Source organism: Blautia ammoniilytica (genome assembly GCF_025566965.1).
Taxonomy (GTDB): domain Bacteria; phylum Bacillota; class Clostridia; order Lachnospirales; family Lachnospiraceae; genus Blautia_A; species Blautia_A ammoniilytica.
Window position 1 is genome coordinate 1 of record NZ_JAOQJL010000010.1, and the last position, 21,378, is coordinate 21,378.

The following is a 21,378-nucleotide window of genomic DNA, read 5'->3' on the forward strand; positions in this document are numbered from 1 at the left end:
TATTTCGTCATTTAACGTTTCTGCATTTATCATCTCCATTTATTGTGGATAACTGCTCTCATATTTCAAATTTGAGTTTCGCAATTACCTATTTTTCTTTTTATACAGCGTTTCTGTTTTCCTGTAATTTTTGTTATAAACATTCGCTGTTTTTATATCTCTCACACATTTATTGTTGCACCATCTGTCTGCTTCTCTGCGGTCAGGAAGCTTTGCCCTCCTTTCTCCGCTTTTGTAACAGATAAATGATTACAGCCAGTCCGATGAGAATCCCACCGGAAAATCCAAGGATCAGTCTGCTCCAGCTTCCTGTTGCAGGAAGGTTGAATTTCTTCTGATCCGCAACCTGAATGGTAATGGTATCATCATGCAGCATGTCAGAAACTTCCTGGTTGTCTACAAGAATCGAATTACCCTTTCGGTTAAGTACTACTTTGATTGGGGAAGCCAGAAGGCTGTACTCTTCTGGAGCCTGAATTTCTGTGATCTGGTAAATTCCATCCTCCAGATTATCAAATGCTGCCAGTCCAAGGTTCGGCTCATCAGAGGTTGTGGCCTTACGCGCTACAAAGTTGCTGTCAACGTTGCTGCCGTCTGCTGTCATCTTCTCCAGACGGAATACTGCTTCTGCCAGCTTCACCACATCGCTTCCTGATGTACCAGCCTGAATCTTCAGAATCTGTATTCTTGTCTTTGGAAGCTGATATGTATTGGTAATGATCTCTTCTCCTGCATTTTTATCAGTAAAATTGATCCTTTCCTCATTTTTATAGGTTACCGCAAACCGGCCTTCTGAAAACTGTATCGTATTTCCGCTTTTAATAGGTGTAACTGCACCATCTTTACCCACACTGACTTCTACTACCCGGTACTGCCAATCTATTTTGGGTTCTTGTTTATAGTCCACATATTTATCCAATCCTGTAAAGGAAGTCAGCCATTTTCCGGTGTACATATTGCCTACAAGCTCTGTATAGGCATTTGCATTTCTATCTGCTGGTGCCCAGGTATCAGTACCAGACGGTCTTCTCTGAAGCTGTACATAAATCTTCTCAGGAAGATTCCCTTTATAATCACTTCTGTCTGCATTCTTCCAAAGCTTCTCTACAGAAATGTTTACAACTGGTTTCTTTGTATTTCGGAAAGTAGTCTCTACAGTAGTTCCGGAAGATTTGATATATCCCTTTGCTGCTGTAGTTCCCTTAGGCTGTTCGATTCCATCTATCATAATGCTGTCCAGAGTAGAACCATCATCTGTGGAAATCTCTTCTACTTTTAAGAAGGTTCCTACCGGAATCCCGGTAATTTCACATGAGCCCGGTTGTCCATCACCATTCAGCTTAATGGTATACTCCTGTGTAATAGGCTTATCTTCCAATCCCAGGTCACCCACATTGGAAAAGGTAACACGGAATTTATACTCGCCTGACAGTTGTTCGCCATAAGCCGCTGTTTTGATGATCTTCAGGGTACCGGTCTTTACTTTATTGTAAAAGACTGCTTTCAGTTTTGTTGCTGTTGTTGTATTGTCAGGATCTGCATAAGAGCGGAATACAAAAGTACTTTCAGTTGGCTTTGTACCATTATATGCATTATCCTGCTTCTGTCCATCTGCATCATTTCCGGTAAGTTTTGCCTCTGTTCGTCCATCATCAATGGCTGTGCCAGTATGGTTTGTCATGCTTGGTATAGAACTTGCATTGGTAACAGTAGTTCCGGTTCCCATTCCGGCAACTGCCTGTCCATTCTCATACATGGTCCAGGTGGTATCAAACAAGTCGGAATCAACTTCCTCCTTCAGGGATATGTAGCTTCCCCTTCGGAACTGATCTTTGAAAGTAATGGTTTCATGATCCTCCAATACAAACTCTCCATCATCACCGATCACACGGGCATCACGCTTAGTTGATGTAGAGGTATAGGTAGCTCCCTCCGGGATCTCCAGTTTTCCGCTTCTGGCAGAGTCATAATCCGGGATCTCATACTGTTTGGTAACAAATCCGGTAGGCTCAGAAATCTCAACCGTAGGCCTGAACACAAAGTCTTTCAGGTAGAAATTTCTTGGATAGTTATATCCGAACCGAATCTGGCTAAGCTTCGTCTTGTCAAAGCCACTCCAGGACATCTTGCTAAGATCCAGCTTTACTGTTACCCATTCTTTACTTTTCATGGAAACCGCCCCATAGGTACGACCGGAGAGTGTATCCGTGCCAAGATTGCCGCCTATTTTTCCGCTGCTGTCTACAAACTGCAGATACATGTTGGACAGGGATGGAGTATCCATGTAATCATAATAGAACTTAATCTCCAGATAAGCCATCTTTGAAATGTCCACCGTACTATTCAGTGTCAATTCTCCATATCGCTGATCTCTATAACTGCTGTCCGCATCATCCTCTTTTGCATACCAATGAACACTTCCTGTAAGATTGCTGTCACCACTGTCAACCTTCGCAAATATATTATCTTTATGAATTGGTGCAACATTGTAACTTTGCTCTGCAATTCTCAAGGGCTTTGCAGCGTCTGAAGTCACTTTCCTTTCTCCATAATGGGTTGCCAGATTCTTGATGGAGAAATTAAAGATAGAAGTGTCTTTAAAAAGATCACTGAACAGGCTGTTTACACCAGTAGTGTCTACCTGTTTCTCCACCTGCAGCTGATTCTCATCTGGGAAGTTGAAAGTAACCTTCATGTTGGATTCCCACATACCACGCTCCATATAGAACATGGTCAAGGTATGTTCGGCTGTTTTCTTTCCATTTAGCTCAAACTTTGTCTCTTTGGTTGGACTTCCATCTCCTGCACTTGCCTTTACATCACTGACGGTGGCCGTTAATGTGGAAAAATCAAGTTTTCCTGTTGCAGGACTGTGGGCGCCCCCCACATCCAGTGCAAGCTTTCCGTCAATAAATACCCACACATCATCATCACCGGAGAAGTTAAACTCAATAGGTACTTTGTTGCCATTTTTGTCTGTAACCTTTCCGTCCTCAGTCAGCCTGAAATTGAATTCCAGCTTGGCTCCAAAACCATAATTATATGTATTAGCACTTTTAGAAGCAGAGCCTTCATTGAATGGGAAGAAGCCATGCTTATCCTGTGGTGCACTGGAGCTATTCAGGTTCGTGCAATTCTCATACAATTTTCCTGGATCCTGCAGGTGGTATTCTCCTGTAGCAGAATCCTGTCTCATCAACAACGTAGTTTTGCTACTGTCAAATACCCAGTATTTCACTCCATTATTATCCAGGTCTTCCTGCTTGAACGGGAATGCTACATTATGGTAAACATCTCCGATCACAGCGTTTTTACTGTTATTTCCCAATAGAAAAACTTCATTAAATAATGGAAGAATTGATCCTTCTTTTGTTGCTACCAGATTTCCATCTGCCAATGTATCCTTTACAAGTCCCTTGGCTATTCTTGCATAATCGTTATTATTAGTTCCGTTAATATCAAGTGCTGAGTTGTTTGTCGAAAAGAAATTATTGTAATTATCATCATATCCATACAGATTCAGTGTGGATGCAATGCCACTAAATCGATATCCCCAGTCTGAATAGCTTGGCTGGAAATGTCCAACATAAATGGGAATTGACGAGGTATTTGCCTGATAGTAATCACTCAACGCCTGGTCAAACTCACGGTATGTTACCCAGTTCCTATAACTTGTACCATTTACTCCAGGATAATTGTCACGGTTATTTCCATTTAATTCATAGTCTGTATAATAATCATAAAATGTAGAATTTACATACAGGGTATCTGATGCTCTGGTAAATGTATCCTTTGCAACATCTACTACATCTTTGTCAGATTTCTTTGCTTCTGCATTTCGGATGGTATAAACTTCATCCCAGTAACCGTCTCGCTGGCCACTGTCATATACTACTGTATCTCCTGCATCAGCATAAAAGCATGGGTTCACCAGATCTGTTGGAATGGTCAGTGTGTTCGTACTCTCGCCATGCTCGCCGAAATTCGTTGCACCACTGGGATCAAATCCAAAAAATGCAATGTTTGTATACCCTTCCGGTAATTCTGCTCTGTACACGTCCTTCCAGGTATGTCCATTTTCAGAATGAGAGGATACAAGGGTCATATCCCCTTCAATAGCTTCTTTGCCATCTCCAGAGATATAGTATTTAAAAGTTCCGTCCTCTGCAGGTATGCTGTATGCCGATGCCACACCGTCACTTCCCTTATATGACAGTTTGGAATATGTAGCGTCAAAATAAACTGTTCTGCTTCCCAGTACACCCCAGGTGGAATCCTCGGCTGTGCCTGCATATTTGTAGCAATCTGTAGAACCTTCTGCAAACAGTACGCTTTCTACACCATCTTCTCCTACACCCTGTCCATAGAAGTTGGAATAGGGGTCGCCCAGTACATTCCCGGAAGAAGCATCTATAAACCGTACATAAGAGCACGGAGCATCTGGAATGGTAACAGAATAGCCGTTTGCTTTATTCCCTGCATTTCCTGTCATTTCAACAGAATCTACCTGCTGAAGTTCTCCATTGTTTTTCTCATAAAAGACTGCCTTCACCTTGTCCAGGGCCTGCTCTGTCTTATTTTCAAAGTACATGGTCTTCCCTTTAAAGGAAGTGTGATCATTCGGATCAAATGGTGTATAAGCCACCCATGTCTTAGTTGCGGAATTATACAGCTTATTCAGAAATACACTCTCATCCGTCCATTGCTTTCTAAAGGGTTCAAGCTCGGTATTATATTTATCCTCAGCATTAAATGACTGAAAAAGCAGGGTGTAAAGACCTGCATATGGTTTTATTGCACTGGTCACTTCAAGTGCATATACCTTCATCCCATCATAGGATGCTTTTGTATCCGTCATCACTGTAAGTGTACCATTGGTATCACTCTGATTTGCCTGTGTCCAAACCTTCACCGTGTACCCATTACTGATCCAGTCTGCTGGTGCAGCAAAGTATACCATCCCGGTGGATGGTGTTGTGTTATCTGCCCAGGCCAATGTAATGGCTGCGGCTCCGCTCTCCAGCACGCTGATCAGCTGCTTCCCTGCATCTTCTCCAGCATCCCCTTCTGTGTCAACCTGGGACTCCGGATCCTGAGAAGTTTCATCCTGGACATCTGCAGTCTCGCTTTCCACAGGAATGGCTCCCGGAAGCGCAGACAGCACATCCAGCTCCGCATTTGTTGCTGACTGCTGTTCTTCTATGTTCTGGGGATCAGCTTGCTGCTGTGCATCTACGTCCTGAAGACTGGTTTCCTGCAGTGCCTCCGGCTCTATGCCAATAGTCTTATGATATGTTTCTTCCAGTGCATGGTAGGAAATACCTACATAAAAATCAGCGGTATCCCCAGCCGGCAGCTGGAAGGTAAGATAATCCTCTGAATCATTCTGCACTCGTGTCACTGTCAGATCTCCATCTGTCAGTCCATTGGGGATCACGCTGCTGTCACAGGCTTCGCCGCTTAATGCTTCCTCTTCTGTCTTTCCCATAGAAACGAAAAGGCCGGAAACCGGAAGTCCGGATCCCATGTCTTTCAGATCCAGCTTAATGGTACTGTCTGCTGTAGCATCCGTATGAAGATCCTGTGCTGTCACATGTACACCATAAAGCTGACCGGATAAAGCGATCTCTGACTCTGCAGAAGTATTCTCTGTATTCTCATCTGCTGAATCTGTATTTTCATCTGAAACATCCTCTACCTCTGTATCAGAAGCGTCCTCTGCCACATCCTGACACCCGGCCTCCAGAGTTTTGGTCATAGAAATACGCACCAGGGATGGCTGCTCCTGGCTTTCTTCCCCTGATGTTTCGTCCTCCTGGTTGTCCGCCACTTCCGGATCTGCACTGATGGTATCCCCGGATGCTTCTGCACTGCTGTCCCAGGTAAGCGTGATCTTCCCTGTATCATCTGGAAGGGTCACATCCTGGGACTGTTCTTCCTCTTCCCAAGTAACACTGGCCTTCAGATCAGCTTTGTAAGAATAGCTTTCGTCCTGTGTCTTATAAACAAAAGCTGCATAAAAATCCGCACTGCTGCCTGAAGCAAGCTCATACTCCAGATAACATGCGGTAGTGATCAGATTTCCATTAGCGTCTAATACGTATTCCCCATTATCATCCTTCAGGTACTCCTGTACCCGGGAAACGCTAAGTACATCCGTTCCATTCAAAGCTCCTTCAAGCTTTGTGGGTGGAAGGGTCACCGCCCCGGATGAGGGTTCTTGTTCCGGAACGGTCTCCTGCCACTGCGAAAAGAGGGATGTATACAATATATAGGCCGGACTGTCGTCCTGATCATCCGTCATATACAGACGGATTCTCGCTTTGCCCTGCCGGGTACTGGATGCGTTGGAAGTAATATGTACCCATCTTGGCTGTCCCTGAACTGCTGCTGACGCTTGGGGGGCATCTGCACTTTCAAGGATAACCGCTGCAGCTGGCTGGACTTCAGTCTCTGTGTCAGTAATCATTGCTGAATCTGTTCCCTCATCCGTACCGGATGAAAAATCAGAAACAAATTCGGCTGTATCAGTATCTGCATCAAATGCAGAAAAATCAGTATCCGTAGTTTGGTTCTCATCCGAAATCTCAGTACCGGAGAATCCGTCTTCATCCTCAGAAACAGCTTCCACATCCTCTGCCTCATTACTGATGAACTCAACTCCTGTGGTCTCATCCTCATAGGATGAACCGCTGACATTTACCAGATTTGAAATATCAGGTGTTGTTATGATCATCGCAGCGCAAGCGATCAGCGCTGCTGCTTTCTGCCATGTTCGCTTTTTCATGTTCCTCACCCTTCCAAAATCGCTGTCCTAAGCCGGACGGCATTCACACTGACTTCTATTGTTAATTATAGCTGTAGAATTACAGCAATGGAATATTACATTTCCCAGAAACGTATAACTTTTTGTAAAATATAAAAAGCTATTATAAAGAATAGGCTTGTTTTTGGTAAAAAAAGCTGCTTTTCCAGGAATCAGCCCAAAATAAGCAGCATTTTTATTCATGTCAATATTTAACGTAAGTATGCCTATACAAATGAATAGCACAAAATATCAAAATATGCTACCCTATATCCTCCCCATTTCCGGATGTTTTGCGGAACTTCTCAGGGCTGCATCCATAATATTCACGAAAGCTTTTGCAGAAATAGGAGGCATTGGTAAAGCCGGTCTCCTTGCAGATCTGTACGATCTTCTTATTAGTGGTACAAAGAAGCTCTTTGGCTTTCTCCAGACGAAATTCCCTGATAAAATGAGTCAGGCCTTCCCCTGTCTCCTTCTTAAATATGTAACTCATATACCCAGGTGAAAGATACACGCCCTTCCCCAGGATCTCCACACTAAGCTCATCTGCATAATGCTCATACACATAGCTCTTAACCTTTTCTACATCGCTTCTGGCACCACTCTGATTAGAAAACATGGTATCCTCATAAAGCTGGATATTCTGCTCCAGGATATCGATGATCTCCTGAACTGTAGTGCACTGATACAGCTTCTCAATGGCATCTGCACATTTGTCCGAAGAGAAATTCATATCCTTATACATTTCCTTTACAATATTCGAGCAGGAAAACTTCACAAAAATATGAGAAAACTTCCCTCCCTGCTGCTTCTGTCCGGCAAACTTACGGAAATGCTCCCACAAATGGGTCAGGTCCCGAAGCCGCACATCATTCTCCATCTTTTCCAGCAGATCAACCACCACATCGTAATTATCCTTGCCTTCCCAGTTGATATCCGGCATATAAACCCACATATCCGACCTGTAAAAGCGGTTCTCCATAAGTATTTCTACTTCCTGATAGGCATCTGCCATATTGAAATCGGATGTAATCGTACTGGAAACAGCCACATAGCATTCTGCATTCATAGTATCTTTCATAAATCCATGGATATGCTGTCCCAGCACAGAATAATCCACCTTTACCTTGTCATCAAAAAAGAGAAGAGAACTGGTGGCACTCAAATTCAGATAATGGAATGGAAGCTTCAGTTCAGCGGCCAGTTCCGTCTCAAAATCCTCTGCATGCTCTTCAAAAAAGTCTGTGGCAGTCTCTATCAGGATCATCTGACGGACCTGCTCCCACCAGGAAACATCCAGCGTAGCCATAGCTTCCGCCTTAATATCCTGTCTGCCTGTATTCAAATATTTCTGGAGATAAAACTGCTCCATAAAATCCTGATTCTTCTGCATCAGTACTTCTGTCTGCTTCTTCTCATCAATGGCAATAAGCGTCTTGTCGATCACATTATAAAATTCTGACGGATTCACCGGCTTCAGCACATAGCCCAACACTCCGTACTTGATCGCCAGTCTGGCATATTCAAAATCACTGTATCCGCTGAAAATAATGATGGCCATCTCAGAATCAAACTGACGCACTTTCTCCATCAGCTCCAGTCCGGTCATAAATGGCATCTTTATATCACTTAATAAAATATCCGGCTTCTGGCTCCTGGCAATCTCCAACGCCTCTTTGCCATTGCTTGCTTCCAGGATCTCCAGGTTATAGTCTTTTCTTTCGAGAAGGCTTCTGATCCCTTGTCTTTCGATTCTCTCATCATCTGCGATCAAGATCTTTCGCAATTTCTACTCCCCCTGTATTTAGAACAATAAGTGTACCTTTTTATTATATTTATTTTTTTCTCTTATGACAAGCTTTTCGTAGATTATTTAAAAAAAATGTTATTTTTTTCTCTGCGGATTATTTAAGAAAATGTTATTTTTTTCTCTTTTACATGCAAAAAGAAGCCCTTGCGGACTTCTTTTTGCTTCATTATATAAGAAGGTATTTATCATGCTTTTTTATATAAAGAGTTATTTATCATGCTTTTTCTTCTTAAGGATCACCACAACAGCTGCAACGATCACTGCCAGTACAAGCACTGCGATCATAGGAAGGATCGGTGTGTTATCCCCGGTCTTTACATTGGTTGTGCCGCTGGATGGCGGTGTGTTGTCTGATGGTGTATCAGGTACAGGTGTAGCTGTTGGTTCCGGAGCTGGTGTATTGGTAATCTCCGGTGTAGGTGTCACTTCTTCCGGCTGATTCACCACACTTAAAACCTGCACATTTCCGGAAGCCTGTACATATACTCCATTTACCACTGCTGTCTGTCCTGCCCGTGTGATCTTGAATGCTACAGGCTGGGAAAGCTTTACAAATCCGTCAGGAGCTTTCTCCTCGGTAAACTGGTAAGAACCAAGAGGAAGATCGGTAACTACGATCTGTCCGTTCCTGTCTGTTGTAAGCTGAGTCTTAAACTCTTTCCAGTAGAAGTTTCCTCCTTCATCAGATCCGGAAACTGCTCCCTGGGGGATCGTCTCGCCTGCCTCCGGGTAGACCTTCTGCCATAAAGCAAATACTGCTTTTTCCAGTGTTTTCCCATCTGGATCTGTCTTATTCAGGATCACTGCACCGCCTGGGAAGGTGGTCTTAGGATTCAGTACCGGATCGTACTTCTCTGTACTGTTCTCACTGTAAGGAACCGGTATGATCACCGGCTGCATTACCATAATATCCTCACCGCCGGTCTGGGCAGCCAGATAAATCCCGTTCTCTACATTCTTATAAGAAACAGTGCCATCTGTACCAGCCTGCGCCACAGTACCTGTAAGCTTCTTGGATTTGGCAAAAGCTGCCAAACCTTCGGCTGCCTTTTCGTATTCAGAGGCTGTTTTCAGACCGGATACATTAATGCCGCTTCCTGCAAAAGAATCCTTGTACACAAATCCATCATTCTCATACCCTGCTATCTGATAGAGAGTCACTTCAATGCCAGCCGCTGTCTGTGCAAGCCTGAGTGTAATACTGCCTTTTTGTTCCGCTTTGGCACTTACTGTGCCAAGCAGCATGCTGCAGCAAATCGCAAGACAGATAACTGCTGCCTTTACTCTTCCTTTTTTCACTTTTCCTCTTCCTCCCGTACGTCCTCATCCTTCTTCTTTCCCCTGGTGATCCGACACACAAGCCAGATCAGGAAAATGCAGAAGAGCCCCACGCATACTCCTGCTATGATCAGCACGGTACGTGGTGCCATCATCTCCTGGTTATTTTGCTCCACAGGCATCTGAACGGACAGCTCTGATGGAACATTTGATGTACGCTCACCTCTTACCAGAAGCCTGTGGCTGTTCACCCCGTAAGGGAAACAGGTAAGAAGTGTGACATAATCCTTGCCGTCTATAATCTCTATATCTTCCGTCTCATCAGGAAGGACTACCTTCTTCTGGTCTACCTGATAAGCCAATACTTCGTCCAATACATGAATGTAAAACATGTCCCCCTCTTCCAGATCATCCAGATGGGTAAACATCTTGGCTGATGGAAGCCCGGTGTGCCCTGACAGCACACAATGTGTGGAAGCTCCGCCTACAGGAAGGGAGGTGCCGGGCATATGTCCGATTCCTTTTTCAAGCACATCCTCTCCCGCCCCGTGATAAATAGGCAGATAAACCTGCAGCTTCGGGATCTCCAGAAAACCAATGGCATCTGTTACTGCAAGCAGGTCATCATAGCTGACAGCGGATACGTCCCCGCCTTCTTCCTCCAGCTCCTGATTATACTTTGTGGCCATGTTCTTCATCTTGGTAAGGCTATCCTTATTCTCTACATCTACAATATCGCAATAATCTTTGATTTCATACCTGGCCGTATATTCACGATACCAGTTACTTACGGTCGGATATGCTCTTACAGCCACTCCTGCCAGCACCAACAGCACACCAATCAGCAGAAAAAGCCGTCTTTTTTTCTCATTCATAATCTCCGGTTTTCCCCTGTCAGTTTATTGTAACTTTTTCATACGCCTCTGCTCCGGCGTTTTCCTTCCAAAGCACCCGGTTGGCTTTATCAGGTACTTTAATTATAGTATAATCAAGTACACGTCTTTGGAAAATATAAAAATTCTAAGATAAATATAACATATTTAGGAAATTAAATGTACATCCAACTGACGATATGGAATCCGGATACCCTGACGGTCAAATTCATCTTTGATGGTTTCGTTCAAACGCCATCGCACCGTCCAGTAATCTTCTGTAGGTACCCATACACGAAGCCCCAGGGTCACTGCACTTTCTGCCAATTCATCTACGTATACCAGCATTCCCTGATCTTCCCGGGTGCCCTTATCATCTTTTATGATCTGTTCCAGTATCTGCTTTGCCTTGTGCATATCTGAATCATAGGAAATCCCGATCTTCAGCTCCAGCTTCCTCATATCCCTTGCTGTCAGATTGACCACTGTATTCCCGGACAGGGTGCCATTCGGGATCACAATATGCCTGTAATCCACAGATAGCAGGGTAGTATAACAGATCTCGATCTTATACACAGTCCCTTCCCAGCCATTGGCCTTATCTACAATAATGTAGTCTCCTACCTGGAAGGGCTTGAAGATCAGAAGCATTACCCCTCCTGCCAGGTTGGACAGTCCACCTTGTAATGCAAGACCGATGGTAACGCCTGCAGTACCTAAAAGGGCGGCTACGGACGATTCTTTGATACCGAAATTCATCCCGATCCCGAAGATCAGCAGAATATATAAAAGGGCTTTCAGGAATGAACACAAAAACTGTACCGCCCCTTTATCCATCCCGGTCCGTCCCAGGGAGCGTCTCACAAGACCAAGCACCCACCGGATCAGGCGGCTTCCAATATACAGAACCACAATGGACAGAACCACTTTGATCCCAAAGCTGATCAGCTCGGGCGTGTGTTCATCCAGATATTTCTGAAACTGGCTTACATGATCAGTAAGCTCCTGTGCGGTTTCTTCCATAAAATCCTGCACCTCCCCGCCGGATCACAATACTTTTTTGTTATTTCTGAAATCCTTTCATGGAAAGGCTGATCCGTTTCTTCTTAAGATCCACGCCGATCACCTGTACATCCACAACATCCCCTACACTGACTGCTTCCAGGGGATGTTTGATAAACTTCTCACTCATCTGGGAGATATGTACCAGACCATCCTGATGAACCCCGATATCCACAAATGCTCCGAAATCGATCACATTCCGCACAGTTCCTTTCAGGATCATCCCTTCTTTCAGGTCCTCCATATTCAGTACATCTGTGCGAAGGATCGGACGGGGCATTTCATCCCTTGGATCTCTTGCCGGTTTCTCCAGCTCCTTTACAATGTCTTTCAATGTGATCTCGCCTATCTCCAGTTCCTTGGCCAGCTTTTTGTAGTCATGGATCTGGGAAGAGATCCTGCCCAGACCTCCGGATGTAATATCTTTTGGTGTGTGTCCCAGCTTTTTAAGAAGGGCATTTGCTGCCTCATAGCTTTCCGGATGCACGCTTGTAGCATCCAATGGATCATCACCTCCTGTGATACGCATAAATCCGGCACACTGTTCAAAAGCCTTAGGACCCAGCTTTGCCACCTTCAGAAGACCTTTCCTGTTGGTAAAACGGCCATTTTCTTCTCTGTAGGTCACAATGTTTTTTGCAATGGCTTTACTGATGCCTGAAATATATTCCAGCAGGGAGGCAGATGCAGTATTCAGATCCACACCTACCTTGTTCACACAGTCCTCAACCACTCCGGACAAAGCTTCTCCCAGCTTTTTCTGGTTCATATCATGCTGATACTGACCAACACCAATGGACTTAGGATCGATCTTTACCAGCTCTGCCAGCGGATCCTGTACACGCCTTGCAATGGAAGCTGCGCTTCTCTGTCCTACATCAAAGTTAGGGAACTCTTCTGTGGCCAGCTTGCTTGCAGAATATACAGAAGCACCAGCTTCATTGGTGATCACGTACTGTACGCCTGCCTCCGGGATCTCCTTCAGCATGTCCACGATCACCTGCTCTGACTCTCTGGAAGCAGTACCATTTCCAACAGAGATCAGGGATACCTTGTACTTTCGGATCATTTTCTCCACAGTATCCTTGGCTGCACGGATCTTAGTCTCATTGGTAGGTGCAGTAGGATAAACCACTGTGGTATCCAGCACCTTTCCTGTGGCATCTACCACTGCCAGCTTACATCCGGTACGGAATGCCGGATCCCATCCAAGCACAACCTTCCCTGCAATGGGAGGCTGCATAAGAAGCTGCTCCAGATTCTTTCCAAATACCTTGATGGCGCCATCTTCTGCCTGATCGGTAAGATTGCTGCGGATCTCCCTTTCAATGGCAGGCGCAATCAGTCGTTTGTAGCAGTCATCCACCACTTCTTTTAAGACAGGAGAGGTAACAGGATTCTCCTTTGTGATCACCTGATGTTCCAGGTAACGGAGGATTTCTTCTTCCGGTGCATTCACTTTAACAGTGAGGAATTTCTCTTTTTCCCCTCTGTTCAGTGCCAGGATCCTATGACCTGCCAGCTTCTTGATAGGCTCCTCAAACTCATAATACATTTCATAAACAGACTGAGCCTTTGGATCCTTTGCCACAGAACTGATAGTTCCTTTCTTTGTGGTCAGATCCCTGATACGGATACGGTAATCCGCCTCATCGGAAATCCGTTCTGCCAGAATATCCTTTGCTCCTGCAATGGCCTGCTCCACGGAAGTCACTTCCTTCTCTTCGGAAAGAAAAGCCTGTGCTTCTTCTTCCAATGGTTTTTTGGTCATCTGAAGGCTGATAATATTTGCCAGGGGCTCCAGTCCTTTTTCTTTGGCAATGGTTGCCCTTGTACGGCGTTTTGGCCTGTAAGGACGGTACAGATCCTCTACCACCACCAGAGTCTGTGCTTCAAGGATCTGTTTCTTCAGCTCAGCGTTTAGCTTGCCCTGCTCTTCAATGCTGGCAAGCACCTGTTTCTTCTTATCTTCAAGGTTACGCAGGTAATTCAGCCGCTCATAAAGATTACGCAGCTGTTCATCATTAAGGGCACCGGTTGCTTCCTTACGATATCTGGAAATAAACGGAATGGTATTGCCTTCATCGATCAGCTTTACCGCTGCTTCTACCTGTTCTTTTTTTACACCCAGTTCCTGGGTGATCACCTGTATAATATCCATGTTAATCTATCATCTCCTTATGCCCGGGAATTAAAGTCTTATGTTCCGCACATAACATTTTATGCCTCGGAATTAAAGTCATCCTGATCCCAGGCAGATTTATTTTCCCTGTGATCCTCATAAATGTCCTGATCCAGTTCGCCTAACAGATCCCTGTAAAACATAGTCACAGTCATCTGCATATAGGGAACGATCCAAAGAAGAGCTATATATAATGTAAATATAGAAAGAAACAGTAAAGGGATAAAGCTGATCTGCATCAACAGATATCTGCCTTTATGCCCTTTCATCATAGCTGCACTGGCCTTTAAAGCCTCTATGCCGCCCATATCCAGGTGATCTGCCATCAGAAAGTAGGTCATAACAAAAGGCAGCGTAACGATCACATTAAGTACAATGGATAACAGCATCAGCTCCATAGAGCGGCCCATCCACTCCACCTGTGCTTCCAGAGTATTCCCAGGGATCACAGTATAGCTGTACCAGTAGTAGGGAATGGATACCACCAGATCGATCAGCGCCAGCACAAAGCCGGCTACGATCACCCGATCCGGATGATTTCTGAAAAAGTACAGCAGATCACCAAGACCAAACTCCCTGTCTCTGGCCATATTCAGAAACATGTAATACAATCCTGCAGACAGGATCCCTGTAACAAGGGACAGGATAAATAGAAAAATCTGGCTCATGATCATAGTTGGCAGGAATTCGCCTGTAAAAAGATTCCCTGCCAGAAGATTCCCCAAAAGGTTGATGCCAAATGCTGCCAGCACCCCCATGATAGCGATCCCATATCTACCCTCTAAAGCCAGCTTTGCGTATCTTTTCAGTTCTTTTGAACTTCTCTTCATAGATTATCAAATCTCCTTCGATTCGGCAACAGCTTCTTACTCTGTACGTTTTTTCCCCCAGAAGAAAAGGGCCACAGTACCGGGACCTGTATGGCTTCCAATGGTAGTACCTACATAATTGATCAGGACTTTTCCGTTTAGGTGTGGAAATCTGGCCTCTACCAGGTCTGCCACAGCCCTGGCATCCTCATAACAGCCGGACTGGGAAATATAGCACTTCCCGGAATAATCTTTGCCGTCTCTGGCATATTCTTCCATCTTGTCTACAATGGTACGGATCACCTTTTTCTTGGTGCGGATCTTAAATCTGGGGATCAGCCTGCCCTGGTCATCCATATTCAGAAGCGGGCAGATATTCAGCACGCCGCCAATAAAGCCGGCAGTTTTGGAAATCCTGCCGCCCTTGATATAAAAGGTAAGATCTGTGGAGAAAAACCAGTGATTCAGTTCCAGCTTATGCTGCTCGGCCCAGTCATAAACCTGCTGAAGGCTTTGTCCCTGATCCCGAAGATCTGCCAGCTGGTCCATCAAAAGCCCGTATCCGGAAGATGCTCCAAGAGAATCTACTATCAGGACCTGCCTTTGAGGGTACTTCTGAGACAGTTCTTCTTTGGCGATCATAGCAGAATTGATCGCTCCGGAAATCCCGGAGGACAGGCACACATGAAGCACATCCTTTCCCTGCTTCAGGAATGTTTCAAAATATGCCTGATACTCTTCTGCATTTACCTGGGAAGTTTTTGTTTCTGCCCCATCTGCCATTGCCTGATAAAACTTCTCAAAAGGCATACTCTGTCCCAAATCATCTGTATACTGTTTTCCATCCATCTGATAGTGAAAACAGATGTAAGATATTCCACGTTTTTCAAAATGTTCCTTGGTAAGGTCTGCTGTTGAACAGCAGCTCAGAATATAATCACTCATCTTTTCCTCCGGTTCAGTGACACAGGCATGCTGCCTTTTGTGTTACTGAAGGTTATAATTCTTATAGGTAACTGCAGCAGCTGTGTCCGGATCCTCATCCTCATTGAACCAGAACTGTGCTCTTGTGTCGATCTTGGTATCCTCGCTCTCATAAATGGTCAGATAACCATTCTCTTCATCGTAAAGATAGCCTTTTTCCTGTGCTGCTGCCATCAGATCGCTTTTGGATGCGCCTAAAGTAAATCCACCGGAAAGCTTCAGACTCAGACTGTCGCTGTCATAATTGCCAACCTCCAGTTCTGTTACAAAGCAATTGGACAATGTAACTGCATTGGATGTTTTGTTATAGATAGAAAAACTTACGCTCTGGTTGTTCTTCATCATATCAATAAATTCCAGACCGCCGCCTTCTACATATGCGTCCTCAGCTGCATCCTGGATCACCCAGCCATTTGCCTCAAATGCGCTTACAGGTGCAGGAAGCTGATAAAGATCACCACAGTACTCAACTACCGGATCCAGCATATCACTGCCTAGCTCCTGTGGTGCCTGATAATCAGATACAACATCCGGTGTGGAGGTATCTACTTCTCCCTTTTCAAAATCTTCCGGCTCTGAGAAATTACGCACGTCTACTTTTTTCAGTGTGTTGTCGTCCTTATATACATACAGCTCCACACGTTCATAAGTATCCTTGGAGTATGTCATCTGTGTATAATAATCTCCTTCATATACATCAGAAGGATCTCCATAAGCTGCCTTAATATCATCCACTGTGGAGGTACCCATCTGGATCCCGCCTGCAAGCTCTACCGGCATTTTGGAAAGATCCACTCCGTAGCTGCTGCTTGCATCCACAGTTACAGAACCGATCAGGCACTGGCTTACAGGTGCCTGGTTGATCCCCAGGTTGATAGCCTCTGCTCCGATCCGCAGTCCTTCTTTTTCAAAATCAATCATATAGTAGGAATTAGAGGGTACGCTTTCGTCCTCTTCCACGCCGGAAAGCTGCCAGCCAAGAGCTGTAAAAGCCTCATAGGTCATAGGGAACTGGCAGATATCTTCTCCCATTTTCAGCTGGAAATCATAAATGTTGTCCGATAAAGTAGTGGAAGCATGCGGGTCTGCAGGCTGTGCTTCTTCTGTGTTTTCTGTCACTGCAGTCTCCTGTGCTTCAGCAGTTTCCTCTGTCTGCGCTGCTTCCTGTGTTCCTGCGGTCTCCTGTGCAATAACAGGAACAGATACTACAGATACTGTACATAAGCTGGCTGCCATCAATAATGCAATCATCATTTTTCTTTTCATCGTTTTCTCCCTTCCAGGCTTTTAGTCGGTAAGCCCAAACGCATCGTGTACTGCATTCATTGCACGGATCCCATCCTTTTCATTGATCAGGACCGTTACCCTGATCTCTGATGTAGAGATCATATTGATATTAACGCCTTCGTTGTAAAGACTTTCAAACATCTTAGCAGCCACACCCGGATTACTCATCATGCCGGCCCCTACAATGGAAAGCTTGGCAATGTTTCTCTCTGAATGCAGTTCTTTATAGCCCAGTCTTGCCTGGTTCTCTTCCAGAGTGGCAACTGCATCCTCAAGATCATCCTTATTTACTGTAAAGGAAATATCTTTGGTGCCTGCCCGTCCGATGGACTGCAGGATCACATCCACATTGATCTTCTTTTTGGCAAGTGTATCAAAAACCTTAAATGCCATACCCGGCATATCCTTGATCCCGATCACTGCGATCCTTACTGCATCTGTATCCAGGGCTACACCACTGATCAGCATTCTCTCCACGGTTGTTACCTCCTTTACTACTGTACCCTCACTGTCGTTCAGGCTGGAGCGCACCACAAGGGGCACGCCGTATTTCTTGGCCATTTCCACAGAACGGTTGTGAAGTACACCTGCTCCTAAGGTAGCCAGATCCAGCATCTCATCATAGGTGATCTCTTTCAGCTTGCGGGCTCCAGGCACCTTCCTTGGGTCTGCTGTATAAACTCCGTCCACATCTGTATAGATCTCGCAGGCATCTGCATGAAGAGCTGCTGCCAGTGCAACTGCTGTAGTGTCAGAGCCGCCTCTGCCAAGGGTAGTATAATCATCATATTTGTTCACGCCCTGAAATCCGGTGACGATGACGATCCTGCGGTTTTCCAGCTCCCTGCGGATCCGCTCGGTATCGATCCTTTTCAGTCTTGCATTGCCGTGATCACTGGTGGTATGCATAGTCACCTGAAATGCATTCAGGGATACTGCCGGCACCCTTCTCTGGTTCATGGCCATGGCCATCAGCGCCACAGACATCTGCTCTCCAATGGTCAGCAGCATATCCAATTCTCTTTTCGGTGGCTTTTCATTGATGTCCTTTGCCATTTTGATCAGCTCATCTGTATATTTTCCCATTGCAGAAAGCACAACCACTACATCGTTGCCTTTCTGGTATTCTGCTATACACCGGTCTGCCACATGAAAGATCCGTTCTTTATTTGCCACAGATGTACCGCCAAACTTTTTAACTATTAACATATATGCCTCCGGTCACTCAGTCCTTGATGCGGATCATGGAAAGGATCTCCGCTTTGATCTCTGCTGCTTTTGCTTTGTACTGTCCAAGTGTCATCTGTGCAGTGACAAAGCCTGTCTCTCCTTCTGCCTTTGGTACCTGTATCTGCTCTATAGTCCCAAATACACTCCGGATCAGCGAAAGATCGGTTGTCTGCACACGTACAAAGAACCGTCCGGATACCTGATCAGGATCTGCAAGGGGAAGTGGCTGATCGTTCCATTCATTTGGCATGTTCTCATGAAGATGCTTGGCTTCATCCACCACATCTGCCACTACTGCACTGGCGGTAGGCAGCTTGCCTGCCCCGCTGCCGTAGAACATGGCATCTCCCAGTACATTTCCATGGACAAAAATACCGTTGTACACATCATTTACACTGTACAGCGGATTATTTTTACCAACAAGGAAGGGGGCAACCACTGCATAATAGGAATCCTCTGACAGCTTCCTGCTTGTAGCCAGAAGCTTAATGGACATACCCATAACCCTGGCATACTCCATATCTTCCGGAGTGATCCTGGTGATCCCTTCTGTATGGATTTTTTCATAATTCAGAAACTTCCCGTATGCAAGGGAAGACAGGATCGCGATCTTCCTGCATGCGTCATATCCTTCCACGTCTGCGGTAGGATCAGCCTCTGCATATCCTTTTTCCTGAGCTTCCTTCAGAACACTTTCAAAACGGCTGCCTTCCATATCCATCTTGGTCAGCATATAATTGGTGGTGCCATTCAGGATACCTGTCACTTCGTCGATCTGGTCTGCTGTAAGAGACTGGTTCAGTGCGCGGATAATGGGAATACCGCCTCCGCAGCTTGCCTCAAACAGGAAATTAATGTTCTTATTCCTGGCGATGTCCATCAGCTCAGGACCAAACTTTGCTACCAATGCTTTATTGGAGGTAGCCACGCTTTTCCCTGCCTCTAATGCTCTTTTCACAAAGGTATGTGCCGGCTCCAGGCCACCCATCACTTCTACTACAATGTCTACTTCCGGATCATTTACAATGGTCTCATAATCGTGTACAAGCACTTTCTGTACCGGATCCCCCGGAAAATCACGAAGATCCAACACGTATTTGATCCGGATCGCATCTCCTGCACGCCTGTTGATACTGTCCTGGTTGGTATTGATCACCTCTACTACTCCGCTGCCTACAGTGCCGTATCCTAAAACTGCTATGTTGATCATTTGTTTACTCCCTGCCTAATATTTTAAGATAATGAATCCCTTCCGTCTGTTCAATATTCTCTACCATGGCCTCAGCATCACCGGCCCCCGGAAGGATATCTACGCTTAGGGTCAACGTAGCCACGCCACTGATGGGAATACTCTGATGAATGGTCAGTATGTTCCCATGAAACTCTGCAACGGACTTCAGTACATTTGACAATATCCCAGGTTCATCATCCATCTGTATGATAAAGGTAATTGTCTTTCCTTTGGCCTGTTCATGGAAAGGAAAAATATCATCTTTATATTTGTAAAAAGAGCTGCGGCTGATCCCTGTCTGCTCTGCAGCTTCCTGTACAGTGAGTACGCGGCCTGAATCCAGAAGTTTCTTTGCTTCCACAACTTTCTGAAGCACCTCCGGAACAGCCCGCTCTGTCACTACATAATATTTCTTTTTCTCGTTTGTTCTATCCATGCATGTCCCTCTGTCCGTATTACAAAAACATTTGTTTTCTAACAATGGATATATTACCACAGCCTCAGGGGCTGCCGCAAGAGGGTTCTTGTATTTTCAGGTTATTTTGAAAGGGCGATCCATTTCAGGTATGCATTGATGAAAATATCAATGCCGCCATCCATCACTGCATCCACATTACCGGTTTCTTCGTTGGTACGGTGATCCTTGACCATGGTATATGGCTGCATAACATAGGAACGGATCTGATTGCCCCATCCAATATCGGTTACTTCTCCACGGATACCGGAAAGCTTGGCTTCTGCTTCCTGCTGCTTCAGCAGATAAAGCTTGGCCTTCAGCATCTGCATAGCCTTGTCTTTATTCATGTGCTGGGAACGCTCGTTCTGGCACTGTACCACGATCCCGGTAGGGAAGTGGGTGATACGGATCGCAGAGGAAGTCTTGTTGATATGCTGTCCACCGGCGCCGCTGCTTCGGTAGGTATCAATACGGATATCCTCATCGTTGATCTCCACATCCAGATCCTTCTCTATATCCGGCATAACATCACAGGATACAAAGGATGTCTGTCGTTTGCCTGCAGCATTAAACGGAGAAATACGTACCAGACGGTGCACGCCCTTTTCGGATTTCAGAAGTCCGTATGCATTCTCCCCATTGACCTGGAAAGTAACAGACTTGATACCGGCTTCATCTCCGTCAAGATAATCCAGTACTTCCACAGAAAATCCTTTCCTGTCTGCCCATCGGGTATACATACGGTACAGCATGCTGCACCAGTCACAGGCTTCTGTGCCACCGGCTCCTGCATTCAGCTTGATAATGGCATTCTCGCTGTCATATTCGCCGGAAAGCAGTGTTTTGATACGGATATTGTCAAAATCTGTGCGGAACTCATCCAGCATCTCCTGAATCTCCGGAATGATCGCCGGATCATTCTCCTCATAACCCATCTCGATCATGGTCTCCATATCTTCCATCTGGGATACCAGGTGCTGATATGTCTCCATGTCATCCTTCATGCTTTTTAATTCTTTCATTTTCTGCTGGGACTTCTCTGCGTCATCCCAGAAGTCGGGAGCTTCCATCTCCCTTTCTAATTCTTCGACCTTCTGCTCTTTGTTAGCCAGGTCAAAGTGAATCCCTCACTTCCACTAATGGTTCTGTATACGTTGCAAGAATGCTCTTGAACTGGTCTAATTCAACCACAGCTTCACCTTCTTTCTTATATTTGTGTGGAAACAGGCTTACTGCCTTTGTTTCCAGGCTGTCTTATACTTTAGCATATCCCCGGCAAAAAAACAACTGCATTGGAATTGCATTTTGTAGTTCGCATAGACAGATAAAGTAAAATATCATTTGGCAAATTTTATAATTATTTTACAG

General features: G+C 45.2%; 13 protein-coding genes. All 13 read right to left on the reverse strand.

The window, feature by feature from the left end; translation table 11 throughout:
- Positions 1-202 precede the first annotated feature (202 nt).
- The gene (locus OCV61_RS06460) at positions 203-6,787 is read right to left on the reverse strand and encodes a fibro-slime domain-containing protein (protein ID WP_158421128.1); all 6,585 of its coding nucleotides are present in this window, start codon (positions 6,785-6,787) and stop codon (positions 203-205) included.
- A 280-nt stretch (positions 6,788-7,067) separates the two neighbouring features.
- Positions 7,068-8,594 (reverse strand): response regulator transcription factor, encoded by a 1,527-nt coding sequence (locus tag OCV61_RS06465; RefSeq protein ID WP_158421129.1) that lies wholly within the window; start codon positions 8,592-8,594, stop codon positions 7,068-7,070.
- Between the two features lie 231 nt (positions 8,595-8,825).
- Positions 8,826-9,917 carry a SpaA isopeptide-forming pilin-related protein gene (locus OCV61_RS06470; RefSeq protein WP_158421130.1) on the reverse strand — a complete coding sequence of 364 codons (1,092 nt, stop codon included), beginning with the start codon at positions 9,915-9,917 and terminating at the stop codon, positions 8,826-8,828.
- Positions 9,914-10,771, reverse strand: a complete 858-nt coding sequence (locus OCV61_RS06475; protein WP_158421131.1) for a class C sortase — start codon at positions 10,769-10,771, stop codon at positions 9,914-9,916. Before OCV61_RS06475 ends, OCV61_RS06470 begins: the two co-directional genes overlap by 4 nt.
- A 165-nt stretch (positions 10,772-10,936) precedes the next feature.
- Complete coding sequence (locus tag OCV61_RS06480; RefSeq protein ID WP_158421132.1) at positions 10,937-11,791, reverse strand: mechanosensitive ion channel family protein; 855 nt, start codon at positions 11,789-11,791, stop codon at positions 10,937-10,939.
- 40 nt (positions 11,792-11,831) lie between these two features.
- Positions 11,832-13,991, reverse strand: a complete 2,160-nt coding sequence (locus OCV61_RS06485) for a Tex family protein (protein WP_158421133.1) — start codon at positions 13,989-13,991, stop codon at positions 11,832-11,834.
- A gap of 59 nt (positions 13,992-14,050) precedes the next feature.
- Positions 14,051-14,842 (reverse strand): DUF975 family protein, encoded by a 792-nt coding sequence (locus OCV61_RS06490; protein ID WP_158421134.1) that lies wholly within the window; start codon positions 14,840-14,842, stop codon positions 14,051-14,053.
- A gap of 36 nt (positions 14,843-14,878) precedes the next feature.
- Positions 14,879-15,766: a DegV family protein gene (locus tag OCV61_RS06495; protein ID WP_158421135.1), complete on the reverse strand. Its 888-nt coding sequence runs from the start codon at positions 15,764-15,766 to the stop codon at positions 14,879-14,881.
- A 42-nt stretch (positions 15,767-15,808) separates the two neighbouring features.
- Entirely contained in the window at positions 15,809-17,071 is a 1,263-nt protein-coding gene (locus OCV61_RS06500; protein WP_158421136.1) for a hypothetical protein, read from the reverse strand.
- A gap of 21 nt (positions 17,072-17,092) precedes the next feature.
- Positions 17,093-18,301 (reverse strand): aspartate kinase, encoded by a 1,209-nt coding sequence (locus OCV61_RS06505; RefSeq protein WP_158421137.1) that lies wholly within the window; start codon positions 18,299-18,301, stop codon positions 17,093-17,095.
- A 16-nt stretch (positions 18,302-18,317) separates the two neighbouring features.
- Positions 18,318-19,532: a homoserine dehydrogenase gene (locus tag OCV61_RS06510; RefSeq protein WP_158421138.1), complete on the reverse strand. Its 1,215-nt coding sequence runs from the start codon at positions 19,530-19,532 to the stop codon at positions 18,318-18,320.
- Positions 19,533-19,536: 4 nt separating this feature from the next.
- Positions 19,537-19,989 carry an ACT domain-containing protein gene (locus OCV61_RS06515; protein ID WP_158421139.1) on the reverse strand — a complete coding sequence of 151 codons (453 nt, stop codon included), beginning with the start codon at positions 19,987-19,989 and terminating at the stop codon, positions 19,537-19,539.
- 101 nt (positions 19,990-20,090) lie between these two features.
- Positions 20,091-21,201, reverse strand: a protein-coding gene (prfB, locus tag OCV61_RS06520) for a peptide chain release factor 2 (RefSeq protein ID WP_158421140.1) whose coding sequence is annotated in 2 segments (ribosomal slippage) — positions 20,091-21,125 and positions 21,127-21,201 — 1,110 coding nt in all. Because the reading frame shifts where the segments join, the coding sequence is not laid out codon by codon here.
- Positions 21,202-21,378 lie beyond the last annotated feature (177 nt).